Origin of the sequence: Brachybacterium phenoliresistens (assembly GCF_000576425.1) — a bacterium.
In the GTDB taxonomy this organism is placed as follows: Bacteria; Actinomycetota; Actinomycetes; order Actinomycetales; family Dermabacteraceae; genus Brachybacterium; species Brachybacterium phenoliresistens.
The window spans coordinates 37908-52749 of record NZ_KK070004.1; the positions used below are offsets into that span (position 1 = coordinate 37908).

Annotated in this window: 11 protein-coding genes; 3 read left to right on the forward strand and 8 right to left on the reverse strand. The window is 74.7% G+C overall.

Annotated elements, in window-relative coordinates:
* Positions 1-64: 64 nt before the first annotated feature.
* The 6 genes from BF93_RS16130 to BF93_RS20250 form a co-directional block, all read right to left on the reverse strand.
* On the reverse strand, positions 65-2182 hold the full coding sequence (locus BF93_RS16130; RefSeq protein WP_038374048.1) for an acyltransferase family protein: 2118 nt from the start codon (positions 2180-2182) through the stop codon (positions 65-67).
* Positions 2179-3519: a M18 family aminopeptidase gene (locus BF93_RS16135; protein WP_084148639.1), complete on the reverse strand. Its 1341-nt coding sequence runs from the start codon at positions 3517-3519 to the stop codon at positions 2179-2181. The genes BF93_RS16130 and BF93_RS16135 overlap by 4 nt, the downstream gene beginning before the upstream one ends.
* Positions 3516-5651 carry a DUF6541 family protein gene (locus BF93_RS20245; protein ID WP_051487096.1) on the reverse strand — a complete coding sequence of 712 codons (2136 nt, stop codon included), beginning with the start codon at positions 5649-5651 and terminating at the stop codon, positions 3516-3518. The genes BF93_RS16135 and BF93_RS20245 overlap by 4 nt, the downstream gene beginning before the upstream one ends.
* A 93-nt stretch (positions 5652-5744) precedes the next feature.
* On the reverse strand, positions 5745-6737 hold the full coding sequence (locus tag BF93_RS16145; protein ID WP_038374049.1) for a glycosyltransferase family 2 protein: 993 nt from the start codon (positions 6735-6737) through the stop codon (positions 5745-5747).
* A complete protein-coding gene (locus tag BF93_RS16150; protein WP_038374050.1) occupies positions 6734-7996 on the reverse strand; it encodes a hypothetical protein in 1263 nt (420 codons plus the stop codon). The genes BF93_RS16145 and BF93_RS16150 overlap by 4 nt, the downstream gene beginning before the upstream one ends.
* Positions 7993-10173, reverse strand: a complete 2181-nt coding sequence (locus tag BF93_RS20250; protein WP_038374051.1) for a DUF6541 family protein — start codon at positions 10171-10173, stop codon at positions 7993-7995. Before BF93_RS20250 ends, BF93_RS16150 begins: the two co-directional genes overlap by 4 nt.
* A 171-nt stretch (positions 10174-10344) precedes the next feature.
* Here BF93_RS20250 and BF93_RS16160 point away from each other — a divergent pair, with 171 nt between their 5' ends.
* Genes BF93_RS16160 through BF93_RS16170 form a run of 3 tightly spaced genes read left to right on the forward strand, consistent with a single transcriptional unit; the run spans position 10345 to position 12749 of the window.
* Positions 10345-11106 carry a glycosyltransferase family 2 protein gene (locus tag BF93_RS16160; protein ID WP_051487097.1) on the forward strand — a complete coding sequence of 254 codons (762 nt, stop codon included), beginning with the start codon at positions 10345-10347 and terminating at the stop codon, positions 11104-11106.
* A 15-nt stretch (positions 11107-11121) separates the two neighbouring features.
* Entirely contained in the window at positions 11122-11541 is a 420-nt protein-coding gene (locus tag BF93_RS16165) for a DUF2304 domain-containing protein (RefSeq protein WP_051487098.1), read from the forward strand.
* Positions 11538-12749, forward strand: a complete 1212-nt coding sequence (locus tag BF93_RS16170) for an acyltransferase family protein (protein ID WP_051487099.1) — start codon at positions 11538-11540, stop codon at positions 12747-12749. Before BF93_RS16165 ends, BF93_RS16170 begins: the two co-directional genes overlap by 4 nt.
* A gap of 27 nt (positions 12750-12776) precedes the next feature.
* On the opposite strand, the gene BF93_RS16175 is transcribed toward BF93_RS16170, so the two are convergent.
* Both BF93_RS16175 and BF93_RS16180 read right to left on the reverse strand, forming a co-directional pair.
* Positions 12777-13874, reverse strand: a complete 1098-nt coding sequence (locus BF93_RS16175; protein ID WP_038374054.1) for an NAD-dependent epimerase/dehydratase family protein — start codon at positions 13872-13874, stop codon at positions 12777-12779.
* 37 nt (positions 13875-13911) lie between these two features.
* Complete coding sequence (locus tag BF93_RS16180; RefSeq protein WP_038374056.1) at positions 13912-14799, reverse strand: glycosyltransferase family 2 protein; 888 nt, start codon at positions 14797-14799, stop codon at positions 13912-13914.
* Positions 14800-14842 lie beyond the last annotated feature (43 nt).

A 14842-nucleotide genomic window follows, 5' to 3' on the forward strand; every position in this document is an offset into this window, starting at 1 on the left:
CGACGGCCCCAATCACCGATACGGGTGATTGCTCGGTGGCTGGTGAGGACGCTGCGGCCGCGGGTCACCACCGCCAGCCGGCGGCGTCCAGCTGGTCCTGCAGGGCGCCGGAGGTGCTGCGCGCGTAGGTCCCCGAGATGTGGTCCTCGTCGAGGTAGACGGCGACGTTCCCGATCACCGGCCGGCAGGTGCCCTCCGGGCAGTACAGCGGCGTCATGTCCACGGGGACCACGGGGGCGGGGCCCTCGGCATCGGCCCGCGCCAGCAGCTCGGCATCGGGGCGCTCCGGGGCGAAGATGTCGGCGGCGGGGACGGTGCACAGCGGGGAGTCCGCGCCGTGCTCCTCGAGGCACTCGGTGGGCTGGACGTCCACCAGGCGCGGCTGGTCGCGGAAGGCGAGCACCGGGATGCCCCGCTCGGTCAGCCGCGACAGGCCGTCCTCGATCCCCGGGGAGACCCTCTCCTCGGGGTCGTATGTGACCAGGGTCGTGGAGGTCGCGACGGCATCGGGAGGGGTCTGCTCCAGGTATGCGGCCACGGCGTCGTTGTGGGCGGCGCACTCCGGCCCGCGGTTCTCCGTCCCGGGGGAGTAGGGGCAGGACTTCTGCCACAGCATCATGACCCGCCACCCGTTCTGCTCGGCCAGGGGGATGATCGCGCCGGCATGCTGCTCCATCCGCGAGCTGCCGACCACCACGATCACCGGGTCGTCCTCGTCCCCGGGCGTGATGGTGCAGCTCTCCCGCAGCCCCGGGTCGCGCGGGGCGCGGTCGCCCTCGCACGGCTCCGGCGCGAAGACCCAGTCCCGGGCGGCGTTCTCCGGGGCCGGGAGCACGGGGGCGTCGGGGTCCGCCTCGGGATGCGGCGTGTAGTCCTCGGCGAGGACCCGCGCCCCGGGGTTGTCGCGGGAGGCCCGGGCCTCGGCCTCCGCCCGGCGATGCTCGAGGACCTGCTGGGCGCCGACGGCGGGGGCGAGGCCGGTCACCAGCGCCAGGGCGGCCACGGCGCCGGCCCGCGCGGGATGCGCATCGGCCCAGGGCCAGCGGCGCACCGGGGTGTCGACGAGCTTTGTGAGGAGGTGGGCGAGGACCAGGCTGAGCACGATGAGCACGGCGCCGTCCAGCAGGCCGGCGCTCTCGCGGCCGCTCCCGGAGAGCCACAGCACCAGCAGCGGCCAGTGCACGAGGTACAGGGCGTAGGCGACATCGCCCAGGAAGGCGGCCGGTCGGGTGCTGAGCAGGGCGTCGGCCGATCCCCGGACGCCGGTGCATCCGGCCACGAGGATCAGCGCGGCGCAGGCCAGCGGCCAGGCGGCGATCCAGCCGGGGAACACCCCGTCGACGTCCAGGATGATGCCGCAGGAGATCAGCCCGGCCAGGCCCAGCCACCCGGCGAGCACCCGCAGCACGATGCCGCGGGCGGCCATGGCCCGCTCCAGCCGCGGCATCAGCAGCGCCAGCAGGGAGCCGGCGGCGAACTCCCAGGCCCGCGCGGCGGTGTCGAAGTAGGCGACGGGCTGGTCGACGGCGGTCGACCAGACCGACCAGGCGAAGGACGCCGCCCCGACGACGGCGAACATCAGCACCAGCGCCCGATGGGGCCGCCGGCCCAGGGCCCGCGCGACAAGGCCGGTGCCCGCCATCAGCAGCGGCCACAGCACGAAGATCTGCCCCTGCACCGACAGGGACCAGAAGTGCTGGAGCGGAGAGGTGCCGGAGTCGTGGGCCGCATAGTCCACGGAGCGGTCGATGAGCACCCAGTTCTGCACGTGCAGGAGGGAGCCCACCGCGTCGTCGAGCAGGTTCGTCCAGGTCGACGGCGGCATCCACAGCAGCGCGCCGGCGAGCGTCGCCAGCACGACCACGGCGGCCGGGGCGAGCAGGCGCTTGAAGGTGCGTGCCAGCAGGGTCGCGACGTGCACCCGGTCCCCGCGCTCGAGCCGGGCCGCGATGGTGCCGGTGAGCAGGAAGGCGGAGATGAACAGGAACACGTCCACCCCGCCGGAGACCCGGCCGATGAACACGTGGTACACGACCACGAGACCGATCGCCGCGCCCCGCAGGCCGTGCAGCTCGGGCCGGAACCGCCGCGGGGCGGGCCCCGACGCGACCCCGGCGCCCGCCGCGGCGGCGGAGGGCCCGGTGCCGGGAGGCGGGCCGGTGCCCGCAGCGGCGCCGCTCACCCGTGCAGGAACTGCGCGAGCCCCCGGCGCAGGTACAGCGGATCGGCCACGGCGCACATCTCCCGCGCCGAGTGCATGGACAGCAGGGCGATCCCCAGGTCGATCGTCACCATGCCCAGGCGGGTCGCGGTGATCGGACCGATGGTCGAGCCCGAGGGCATGGCGTTGTTGGCCACGAAGCTCTGCAGCGGCACGGCGGCCCGCTCGCAGGCCTCGGTGAACACGGCGATGCCCACCGCATCGGTCGCGTAGCGCTGGTTGGCGTTGATCTTGAGCACCGGCCCGGCGCCCAGGCGGGGCCGGGTGACGGGGTCGTGGCGCTCGGGATAGTTGGGGTGGGCGGCGTGGCCGGCATCGGCCGAGACGACGATCGAGGAGGCCAGCGCACGCCGACGGCTCGCGTCGTCCCCGCCGAGGGCGGTGTGCATGCGCACTAGCACGTCCTCGAGGAACGGGCCGGCGGCGCCCGAGCGGCTCGCCGAGCCGACCTCCTCGTGGTCGTTGGCGACCATCAGCGCGATGGGCGCCCCGGCGGAGCGGGACGAGGAGCCGGCGACCGCGATCAGGGCCTCGACCTCCGCATGCATCGAGGAGAGGTTGTCCAGCCGCGCCGAGGCGAGGAACTCCTCGTGCGCCCCGAACACGGCAGGGGCCTGCGCGTCGACGGTGACGACGTCGTACCCCAGCACGTCGTCCTTGGCCACGCCCGCGGCCTGCGCGAGTAGTCCGAGGACGTCGACGGGGCCCAGGCCGATCACCGGCTGCATGTGCCGCTGCGGGTCCAGCGTGAGGCCGTCCTTGGTCACTCCGCGGTCCAGGTGCACGGCCAACTGCGGCAGGCGCAGCACGGGGCCCGTCGCGACGAGCACCTCCTCGCCGCCGCGCAGGGCGAGACGGCCGGCCAGGCGCAGCTCGCGGTCCAGCCAGGAGTTCAGCAGCGGCCCGCCGTACACCTCGACGCCGACCTGGGCGAAGCCCTCGGCGCCCAGCTGCGGGTTCGGCTTGAGCTTGAGGGCGGGGGAGTCGGTGTGGGAGCCGACGATCCGCCAGGGGGTGGCGGCGTCGGCCTGCGGCGGGGCGGACCAGGCGATGATCGCGCCGTCGCGGATGACGTAGCGGTTCCCGTGCACCTCGGGCCAGTCGGCGTCCTCCTCCAGGCGCGTGAAGCCGGCGTCCTCGAGGCGGCGGGCCGCCTCGGCGCAGGCGTGGAAGGAGGACGGGGACGCGGCGACGAAGGCGCCGAGGTCCTCGGCGGCGGCGCGCGCGGCGGGGGACGGGCGCGCCGGGGTCGAGGGGGCGTCGGTCAGCGGGTCCTGCGCGGAGAAGGCGTCGGTCATCCCAGCATTGAACCATCTGTGCCGGTGCAGGGCTTGATCCGCAGCAGCTTCGCCTCGCCGACCTGCGCGACCACCTCCGCCGCGCCGCCGGTGGAGATCTCGTTCAGCCCCACATAGGTGGCGCGCCGCCCGAACAGCTCCCGGGGACCGAAGTCCAGGGCGTACTCGACGTTCAGCTCGTGCGCGGCCTCGCACACCTCCGGGTCCTCGTCGGCCTCGTCCAGGGCCCGGTTCAGCAGATGGACCTCCTCGGGGGCCTCGAAGCCCATGAAGCGGCTGAGCACCTGCCGGTCCGAGATCGCGTAGGCGAGGGCTCCGCCGTTCCACGGGTTCACGGCGATCACGGCGTCCTCGGGCACGTAGTCGGGGACCAGCTCGAGCAGGGCCTTCTCGTCGGGGGTGAGCAGGTCGTAGCGGGTCCAGTTCAAGGCCGCCTGGTCGTGCGCGAACCGGCCGGCGGGGCCCAGGGAGGCGAGGGCCGTCCCCGCGAGCACGGCCAGCACGGCGGCCAGGGCGAGGGCCGGGCGCACCGGGGCGGGCCGCCGCGGGGACGGGGGGACGGGCGTCTCCGCGGCGGCGCGCTCGTGGCGGCCGCGGGTCAGCACCCGCGGGCCGATGCGCACGACCTGCTCCCGCGGCGCGGCAGCGGCACCGGCCCCCGCCGCCGCGGCGGACGCGGCTCCGGGACGCAGGCGGCCGGTCAGCAGCCCCGCCAGGGAGTCGAGGCCGAGGGCGAGGATCGGCACGCCCGCCGCCACGGGGATCGCCGCGATGCGGTAGGTGTCGGAGTACCAGTTGCCGGTGATCGCATAGCGCAGGTCCAGGTCCCACACCGAGGCGGAGACCATGAACACCGCGGAGGACACGGCGAAGGCGGGCAGCAGCCAGCGGCCCTGGCCCCGCAGCAGCACGCCGACGATGGCCGCGGCCATCGCCAGGCCCACGACCACCACCGGCAGCCCGCCGGTCCCGGCCAGGGAGATCGCCTCCAGGAACGACCAGGCGTGATCGGTGTACGGCCCCCAGACGGCCGAGGACTGCGAGGGGCGCAGGCGCGGCCAGATGACCACGGCGATCGCGGTGAGCAGGACCAGGACCGCGAGCGCCCGGACGAGCAGGCCGCGCCGCGCGGGCTCGGGCGCGGCGGAGCGGCGCAGCGCCACCAGGTGCGCCCCGGCGGCCCAGGCGGCGGCCGGCACCGCCAGCAGCAGCGCGGCGAACACGCCCTGGGGGTGGGAGAGCGCCAGGGCCAGGCCCGACAGGGCGAGCAGCCCCAGCAGCGGGCCCAGGGCGATGCGCTCGCGGGCCTCGGGCACGAGACCCACCAGGTGCGCGCCCAGCAGGATCAGCGGAGGCAGCAGGACGGTGGACAGGAAGTTCGGCCACACGATGCCCCAGGACATGAGCATCAGCGGGAAGGCGGAGGAGATCCCCGACAGCGCCCCGGCCAGGAACAGCCCGAGCCGGCCGGAGCTCGTGCACAGCCGCACCAGGGCGACCAGGCCCAGCGGCCACACGAGCACCGCCAGCACCAGCATCAGCACGTTGGAGCCCAGCACGATGTCCCCTCCGCTGAGCATCACCACGAGGCTGGCCAGCTGGTGCCAGGCCGAGGGGTAGAAGGTGCCGTCGGCGCCCGGCATGGCGGTCATCGTGCTGACGTTCCAGGCGGAGGCGGAGCCGGTGTCCAGCACCCAGCGCACGGCGTTGAGATGGAAGACGGCGTCGTAGGTCTGGCTGACCGCGTCGATCGATCCCATCATCACCAGGGCGCGGACGAGGGTCACCGTCCCGCCCAGCAGCACGCCGGCCGCGATCACGCCCGCCGTGGCCGAGGCCCGCAGCCGGTCCCGGGCAGCGGGGAGCAGCCCCCGCAGCTCCGTGCGGCGCCGCCACAGCAGCGGGACGCCCACGAGGAGGCCCAGCAGCAGCGGGGCCAGGGGGTTCCAGGGGAGGCCGATCAGGGCGCAGCCCTCCGCGGCGACGGTCACCACCGCGATCGACAGCGGGGTCAGCACGGCGGCGCGCGCCAGCGGGTGCATGCGCAGGCCGAGCGCGAGGGGCAGGCCCGGCAGCGCCAGCACGGCGAGGGAGGCGAGGGCGGCGGCCGCCGTGGCCAGGACCAGGATCACGTGCACTCCGTTTCTTCCGTCCGCGTGGCGCCAGGTCATCGTACGGCCCCGGGCTGTCTCCGGGATCCAGGCGAGGGCCGTGCCGCGCCGGGGTCAGCCGCGGGCGGCGCCGCCGTAGCGGCGGCGCGTGCGCCCGCGCACCGCGGCGGCGAACAGGCGGGGCCGGGCGAGCAGGAGCGCGGCGGCGATCCCGGCCGCGGGGCTCGTGCGCAGGGCGGCCGGCAGGACGCGGGCGGACAGGTCGCGCCGGCAGGCGGACAGGACGGCGCGGGAGCCGTCCGCTCCGGTCCCGGACAGGGCCGCGGACTGTGCGATGAGGACGGTCAGCAGCAGGTGCAGCACCGCCATGTCCTGCGCGGCGCCCTCGCGCACGGCCGGGGGCAGGTGCGTGCGCACGAAGCCGAGGGCGGCGTCGCGCTCGGCGCGCTCGGGCACGCGACCCCAGGTGAGGGAGCCGGGGCTGATGCGGTACTCGACCAGCGGCGCGGGCAGCGAACGGACCGTCCGGGCCCGCGAGAGCGCCACGATCACCCCCGCGAGGTCCTCGAAGCGGTGCACGCCCCGGGGGAAGGGCTCCGTCCCCAGCAGCTCGCGGCGGAACGCCTTGTCCCAGGGGAACGGGGTGATCGCATCGCGCATGGCGGCACGCGCCGCCTCCGGTCCGGTGAGCAGGCCCTGGCGGCGGCTGGCCTCCTCGCGCACCTGGCTCCCCGTCCGCACGCGGCGGCCGACGACGACGGCGTCGACGTCTGCGGTGAGGGCCCGATCCACGGTGTCGAGGAATCCGGGCAGCTGCACGTCGTCCGCGTCGAGGAAGGCGATGATCTCCCCGCGCGCCCTCGCGAGTCCGGCGGTGCGTGCCGCGGAGACCCCGGCGTTGGCGTCCAGGGACAGCACGTGCACGCGGTCCGGGGCGGCCGCGGCGGCGGCCCGGGCGGCCTCGGCCGTGGCATCGGGGGAGGCGTCGTCCACCACGATCACCTCGACGTCCGGCCGGCCCTGCTCGAGCACCGACGCGATCGCAGGGCCGATGCTGCCCTCGGCGCGGTGGGCCGGGATGATGACGCTGATGCGCACCGCGGTCATCGGGCCCCCTCCGCCCCGGTGGCCCGCCGCAGCAGGAGCAGGTGGGCGGCGATGCCGAGCATCGGCCCGAGCAGCAGCGCGAGCACGACCCGCAGCTCGAGGCCCAGCGGGACCCACAGCACGGCGACCCCGACGGCGCTCGCCAGCAGCCAGCCGGCGGCGTAGTCGCGGTGGCGGTCCACGGCGAGGGCCGCGGTGCCGCTGAGGGTCAGCAGGGCCACGGTGCCGCCGGCGAGGGTGAGACCCGCCCAGGTCAGCGGGTGCGAGTCGTACAGCGGGTTGACCAGCCGCAGGGCGGGAGGGCCCAGCAGCGCCGCGAGCACGGCGGCCCCCGCGGCCAGCAGCGCGATCCGCGCCATCACCGGGGCCAGGGCCTGCAGCGGACGGTCGCGGTGGGCGACGAAGGCGGTGATCGCCATCCCCTGCAGCGCCTGCAGCGGGATCATGATCGGGGCGCGGGTCAGCGACAGCATGAACAGCAGCGCGGCGACGGCGGCGGCGTCCTCGCCGCGGGCGGAGGCGTCGATGAACGTCGGGTACGCGGTCACCAGCACGGCGGAGCAGGCGGCGGTGAGCATCGCCCCCAGGCGGCGCCCCAGCAGCTCCCGGCCGGTCAGGGCGACGCGGGCGCGGGCCGCAGCGCGCCCGGCCCGCGTGGCCAGCACCATCACCACCCATACGAGGACGGCGCAGGCCGCGGCGAGCTGCAGCAGCGCCAGGCCGGTCCCGGCGCCCACCGCGCCGAGCACGATCGCGAGGACGACCAGCGCGCAGGCCAGCAGGCGGAGGATCGCCTCGCTGCCCATCAGATCGGCGTAGGGGCGCCAGCGGCCCCGGCCGGCGAGGGTCCCGGCGACCGCGGTGTGGCAGGCGTACAGGCCGGCGGCCACGACGACCACCGCCACCGCGCCCACGGTCCCCGACGGCAGGCGCCCCGGCGCCCACAGCGGGGCGGTCGCCGCGAGCAGCACGGCGGCGGCGGCGCCGATGCCGGCGGCGGAGCCCAGCACCCCGGTCCCGGCCCGGCCGCCCAGCGGCGCCGGGGCCGCCGAGACCGCGCGGGTGGTCTCGTGCTGGATGCCGGAGAGGACGCCGAAGACCCCGAACAGCACCGCCCAGAACACGAGGAACTGGCGATTGGCCTCCGGGGGCAGCGCCCGTGCCGCGAGCGCCATGATCGCGAAGCTGGAGACCGCGGCGAGCAGGGAGGCCAGCAGGATCCGGCGGGTGTCGCTGCGCTGCACGGCGGGAGCGGTCATGGCGCGCAGGCGTCGATCCGGTACAGGGCGGCCTCGCCCTCGGAGTCGACCAGGGTGAAGCCGGGCGCGTCGCCCAGGTCGTGGAAGCCCGGGAAGTCCCAGGGGGAGCTGTTGACGTTCTCCGAGCCGAAGTCCAGGACGTAGTCCGCGCCCGTGTCCTGCACCGCGGCGCAGACCTCCGGGTTCGTGGAGGCCTCCCGCAGGTGCTGCTCGAACATCTGGTCCTGCGGCGAGGCGTACTCCAGGGTGTGGTGCGAGGTGGTCGCGATGCCGGTGTACGGGTAGGCCATGGAGCTGCCGTTCCAGGCGTTGGTGATGATCACGGCGTCCTGCGGCACCGACGCGGGCAGGCGCTCGATGAGCGCGAGCTCGTCCGCGGTGAGGACGTTGGACTTCTCGTCCAGCCGGTAGCTCCAGCCGGCGCTGCGCTCGGCGAAGCGCATCCAGTCGGTGTCGTGGGTTACCTGCAGCGTCAGCACGCTCGCCACGATCGCGAGCAGCGGCCACAGGGCGCGCCGCGGGGCGCGCGGGAGAAGGGGCCCCAGGACGTCGGCGGTGCGCCGGGTCAGCAGCGCCACGCCCAGGGCGGCGATTGGCACGGCGGGGATCGCGAGGACGGCCGCCAGGCGGTACGGGTCGTTGTACCAGACCCCCACCAGGGCGGTGCGGGCCTCGCCGTCCTCCCAGCCGGAGATCGCGACCCACAGGTAGACGACCACGACCCAGGCGCCCAGCAGCTCGGCGCGCCGCACGCGCACGGCGGCGTAGGCGCCCATCAGCAGCAGCACCATCAGCGACCAGGCGGGCATGCCGGCGGCGGCGTCGAAGGTGAGGGCGCGGCCGATGGCCTCCGGGATGCTGGAGCTCGGGGGCCAGGTCAGGGCCTCCTCGGGCGGGCGGATGATGGGCCAGATGGCCCGGGCCCCGGCGAAGAGGCCGTACGCGCCGGCGGCCAGCAGCAGCACCGGCAGCACGGTGCCGCGCACGCGGGGGTGCGCGGCGCGCAGCAGCGCCCCCACCGCGCCGACGGCGGCGATGGGGATCACCATGGCGACCAGCGACATGGAGGCGTTGGGGTGGGCGAGGGACATGCCGATCGACCCCATCAGCCCGCCCACGACCACGGCGGTCCAGGTGATCCCGTCGCGGCGGCCGATGCGCAGGAAGCGCAGCACCAGCACCAGCATCCCCGGCAGCAGCGACAGGCCCAGCAGGTTCGGGTAGAGCACGCCGAAGACGATGAACAGCAGCGGGAACAGCGGGAAGGACGCGGCCAGCACCCCGGCGGGCAGCAGCCCCAGCCGCAGCAGCGAGGAGGGCAGCACGGCCCGGCACAGCAGCACGATGCCGGCCGGCCACACCAGGGCGCACACCGCCAGGGCCATGGCGTTCGTGGCCACGACGATGCTGCCGCCGCCCGTGGTCAGCAGCACGAGGGAGACGGTGTCGTGCCAGGCGGCGGGGTAGAAGGTGGAGTCGCCGGGGGAGGCGGTCATGGACAGCAGGTCCAGGCTCGAGGCGCTCGCCCCGTCGAGGATGTAGCGCACCGCGTTCTGGTGGAAGATGTTGTCGAAGGTCTGCGAGAGCGCATCGGGCACGCCGATCACGCCCGTGACCGTGCGGGCCAGGAGCACGCCCCCGATGACCATCGCGAGGATCGTCAGCAGCTCCACCGAGGTGAGGATCGACACCGCCCGGGCCCCGGGCGTGCGCCGGCGGGGGACGGCGGTCCCGGTGCGGGGCGGGCCCTCGGCCTCCGGGGCACGTTCGATCCGCGCCGCAGGGGCGGCGCCGGAGGCCTCGACGGACGCCTCGGTCCTCTCGGACGCCTCGGCGTCGTCGGAGGTGCCGGCATCCTCCGGGGCATCGGCCGCGAGGGGATCATCGGCCTCGGCCGCTTCGTCGGCGGCGGCGGGGCCGCGACGGCGGCGCAGGCGCGAGGAGATCACCCTCACGGCCCAGAACAGGGCGCCGACCAGCACCGCGAGTCCCCCTGCCGGCAGGGGGCCCCAACCGATCCCGGCCATCGGCGCGAGGATCGCGGCGACGGAGATCAGCGCGAGGGAGAACAGCGGCGCCAGGCCCCAGGCATGGGCGGGGCGCAGGCGCAGGGCGGTGGTGCAGACGAGCCCGGGGACGAACAGCCAGGCGGTGGTGACCGCGAACGGGATCAGCATCGGAGCCCACGTCGCCACTGAACCCTCCGTCTCCCCGTCCGTCCGCGAGGCCCCACTGTATCGGGCGGCGCGTCGCCGCCGGAAACCGGGACGGTACGCTGGCCCGGACCGGCTGGCCGTGCGACCGCCGGGGATTCCTGGGACGGCACCGGCATACGGGGGAGCGAGCGGATGGACGAGGGCGCGGCCCGGCTTCTCGTGATCGTGCCGGCATGGAACGAGGAGGAGACCGTCGGCGCGACGGTCCGCGAGGTGCTCCAGGCGGTGCCCTCGGCCGACGTCCTCGTCGTGGACGACGGCTCGGTCGACGGGACCCCGCGGATCGCGGCCGAGGCCGGGGCGAGCGTGCTCAGCCTCCCCTACAACCTCGGCGTCGGCGGGGCGATGCGGGCCGGTTTCCGCTACGCGCGCCGCTTCGGCTACCCCCAGGTGATCCAGGTCGACGCCGACGGCCAGCACGATCCCCGCGACATCCCCCACGTGCTCGAGGGCCTGGAGCGGGCGGACATCTCCATCGGCGCCCGGTTCGCCGGCAGCGGCGAGTACACGGTCCGCGGCCCTCGCCGCTGGGCGATGGTCTTCCTCGCGGCCGTCGTCTCGCGGCTGGCCCGCACCCGCCTCAGCGACGTCACCAGCGGCTTCCGCGCCGCGAACCAGCGGGCCATCGAGCAGTACTGCCACCACTACCCGGCCGAGTACCTGGGGGACACCGTCGACTCGCTGGTGGTCGCCGTGCGCTCCGGGCTGCGGGTCACGCAGGTCGGCGTGCACATGCGCCCGCGCCAGGGCGGCACCCCCTCGGCCAACCCGGTCAAGGCCGCGCTGTACCTCGGCCGCAGCGTGTTCGCGGTGATCGTGGCCATGACGCGCGCCCCCGTGCGTCCGGAGGACCGCGGGGACATCCGCGAGCGCATCGCCCGGGCCGAGGACTGAGGACGAGGAGACGCCATGCCCAGCTCGCTGTTTTTCGGAGTGATCGCGGTCGCCGTCCTGGTGACGGTGATCGTGCTGATCCGCTCCCGTCTGCTGCGCGAGAAGTACGCCGCGCTGTGGATGCTGGTGGGCCTCCTCGTGGTCGTCCTGGCCGTGTTCCCGCGCGTCCTGGAGGTCCTCTCCCGGGCGGTGGGCGTCGCGATCCCCTCCAACCTCCTGTTCGTCCTCGCGATCCTGCTGCTGCTGGGCGTCGCCCTGCACCTGTCCCTCGAGGTGTCCCGGCTGGACGAGGAGACCCGCGTGCTCTCCGAGGAGTCCGCGATCCTGCGCCTGCAGGTCGAGCGGCTCGAGCAGGCGGTGCTGCCGCCCCGGCCGGCCGATGAGGACGAGGCGGCGCAGGCCCGCCGGGCCGCGGATCCCGAGGACCCCGCGTGAGCGCATCCACGGCGGCCGGCGCGCAGGACGCGGCGCCGCGCGACGGTGCCCGACCGGCGGGGATGCTCATCGGCCGCCCCTTCTCGCTGCAGCGCAACGGGATGAACCTGGTGCGCCTGGTGCTGGCGACCTCCGTGCTGTTCCACCACAGCTTCCCCCTGCTGGGCCTGGGCGAGGGGCCGGTCTGGGGCGTCGAGGCGATCGGCGGCTGGGCCGTGATCGGCTTCTTCAGCCTCTCCGGCTACCTGATCATGGCCTCGCGGCGCACCAAGACCTTCGGGGAGTACCTCACCCTGCGCATCGCCCGGATCTACCCGGCGTTCCTGGTGTGCCTGGCCGTGACCGCGCTGGTGTTCGCCCCGATCTCCTGGCGCCGGGCCCACGGCTCGCTCGAGGGCTTCTGGACGGCTCCGGCCATGCCCTGGCAGTACCTCTGGAACAACATCACCCTGAAGATGACCACGTGGAACGTGGCCGGAACCCCGCTGGACGTGCCCTACCCCGGGGCGTGGAACGGCTCCCTGTGGAGCCTGTACTACGAGTTCTGGTGCTACCTCGTCATCGCCGTGCTGGGCATCCTCGCCGTCGCCCGCCGCCGGGCCTGGCCCGTCCTGCTGCTGTGGGCGGCCTCGGTGGCGTTCTGGGTGCTCGTCCACCGCACCGGGCGCTTCGACATGATCGGCTTCGACCTGCAGATGCTCGGCAAGCTCCTGCCGTACTTCCTGGCCGGCAGCGTCCTGCAGATGCTGCGCGGCAGGATCGGCATGCACCCCCTGCTGGCGCTCGCGGCGGCGGCCGGGTTCATCGCGGCGGTGCAGTGGGACCCGGTGATCGGCGGGCAGATCGCCTCGCTGTGCGGGACCTACGTGCTGCTGTGGATCAGCCACGTGCTTTGGTCCCCGGGCTGGGTGCGCCGCCACGACATCAGCTACGGCATGTACATCTACGCCTTCCAGGTCCAGCAGCTGCTGGCCGTGCTGGGCTTCGCGAGCCTCGGCTACTGGCGCTACTCCCTGCTGGCGCTGGCGGCGACGGTGCCCTTCGCCCTGGCCTCCTGGTTCCTGCTCGAGCGGCCGGTGCTGCGGGCCGCCCGGCGCAGCATCGCCCCGCCGGCCGCTGCGGCGGCCGGAACGGCGACGGCCGGTGCGCCGACGACCTCAGGGCCGGATCGCACCGACGAGAGCATAACGTCGCCGGGCGGCTCCTGAGCGCAGGGGCGGGACGCCGAGCGCGGCTCAGGCCGGCAGCGGCGGGACGGAGGGCTGGGCCTCGATCCAGGCGACGAGACGGGCGACCCCGGCCTCGAGGTCGTAGTGCGGCTCCCAGCCGAGCGTCGCGCGCGCGGCCTCGATGTCGGCCCAGGCGTGGCGGACATCGCCCTCGCGGAACTTCCCGGTGACGTGCGGGGCGGGCGCCCCGTAGGCCGCGGCGATGGTGCGGGCGGCGGTGCCGATGGTCTGCACCTGGCCGGAGCCGATGTCCAGGGGGTCGGTGCTGACGTGCTCGGCCGTGGCCGCGGCGACCACGGCGGAGGCCACGTCGTCGATGAGCACGAAGTCGCGCCGCACCTCGCCGTCCTCGTACAGCGGGATCGAGCGGCCCTCGCGGGCGTAGCGGCAGAACAGCGTCATGATGCCGGTGTAGGGGTTGGCCATCGCCTGGCCGGGGCCGTACACGTTCTGCAGGCGCAGGATCGCCGCCTCGACGCCGAAGCTCGCCGCCCACACCCGCAGCAGATGCTCCTGGGCGAGCTTCGTGGCCGCGTACACGCTGACCGGGTTCGGCTGCACGCGGCGGGCATCCATCGCCACGGGCTGCGCGCCGGGGACGTCCCACTGGGCATCGGCCAGCGTGGCGGCGGTGCGCTGGGCGGGGTAGAAGATCGCGGCCTCGCCCTCCTCGTCGGTGCGCCGCCAGGCGCCCTCGCCGTAGACGGCGCGGGAGGAGGTCAGGACGATCCGCCCAGGCCGCGTCGGATGGGCGGCGAGGGCGTCGAGCATCCGGGTGGTGCCCAGCACGTTCGCCTGGGCGTGCCGGCTGGACTCGGTGAGGGACTGGCCGGTGCCGGTCTCCGCGGCGAGGTGGACGACGACCTCGGGCCCGTCCTGCCCGACCCGGACCAGGACCTTGTCCCAGGTCGCCGGCTCGCAGATGTCGCCGTGCACCAGCTCGACCTGCTCGGGGAGGTCCGCCGGGCGCTGCTGGGCGGGATGGATCTGCGGGTGGAGGCTGTCCACCGCGATGACGCGGTCGAAGGACTCCAGCAGCCCGGGCGCGATCGCGCAGCCGATGAACCCGGCCCCTCCGGTGACGACGACGGTGCGGGTGCTCATGAGGAATGCCTCCGGGAGGTCGAGGACGGGTGCGGGCTCATCGGCCCAGGGCGTGGCGGGCGAGGGCGCGCACCGAGCCCCATTCGCGGCGCATCGCGGCGCCCGGCATCAGGGTCGCGGCATGGGCGCGGGAGGTCAGACGGGCCTTCGCGGCGCGCTCGGCGCGGCTCCAGCCGAGCTCGCGGGCCTGGGCGGCGGCCAGGGCGAAGTAGTCGCGCTCGCCGGCGAAGCGGGTGCCGTCCAGAAGTTTCACGCTCGAGGCGGAGCCCGAATGGCGGCGGTAGCGGAAGCAGACCTGCGGGGCCACGAGCATCTGGTCGCCGCGGTAGACCATGTCCAGGATCAGGGCGAGGTCCTGGATGATCGGGAAGCCGTCACGGAAGTCGACCGAGCGGATCCGGTCGGTGCGGAAGGCGAGCGCCGGCCAGTACAGCCAGTCCCCGGTGAGCAGGTTCGCGGCGAGGGACTCCCCGGACAGCAGCTGGCAGCCGCCGCCGTGGGGTCGCACGATGCGCTGCTTGACCTTGTCGACCAGGGGGTCGACGATCCGGCCGTGCTCGTCGATGACCTCCACCCCGGGCTGGATGATGGCGGCGCCGGGGAAGCGCTCGTGGACCTCGCGGATGGTGCGCACATAGTTCGGCAGCAGCTCGTCGTCGCTGCCGATCATCACCATCACCGGCTCGGTCGCCAGGGACACGCAGGTGCGGTAGTTGGCGGTGATGCCCTCGTTGGAGTCCTTGCGCAGGTAGGTGATCCGCTCGTCGTCCAGCGACTGCACCCACTGCCCGGCCGAGAGATCGGGGTAGGCGTCGTCCACCACGGTCAGGCGCCAGTTCGGGTCGTCCTGGGCGAGGACGCTGAGGACGGTCGCTCGGAGGTACTCGGGCTCTCCCCAATAGGGGATGAACAGGTCGAGGATCACGGCGGCGGCGCTCCCTGGCGAATCGACGGTGCGGTGGGACCAG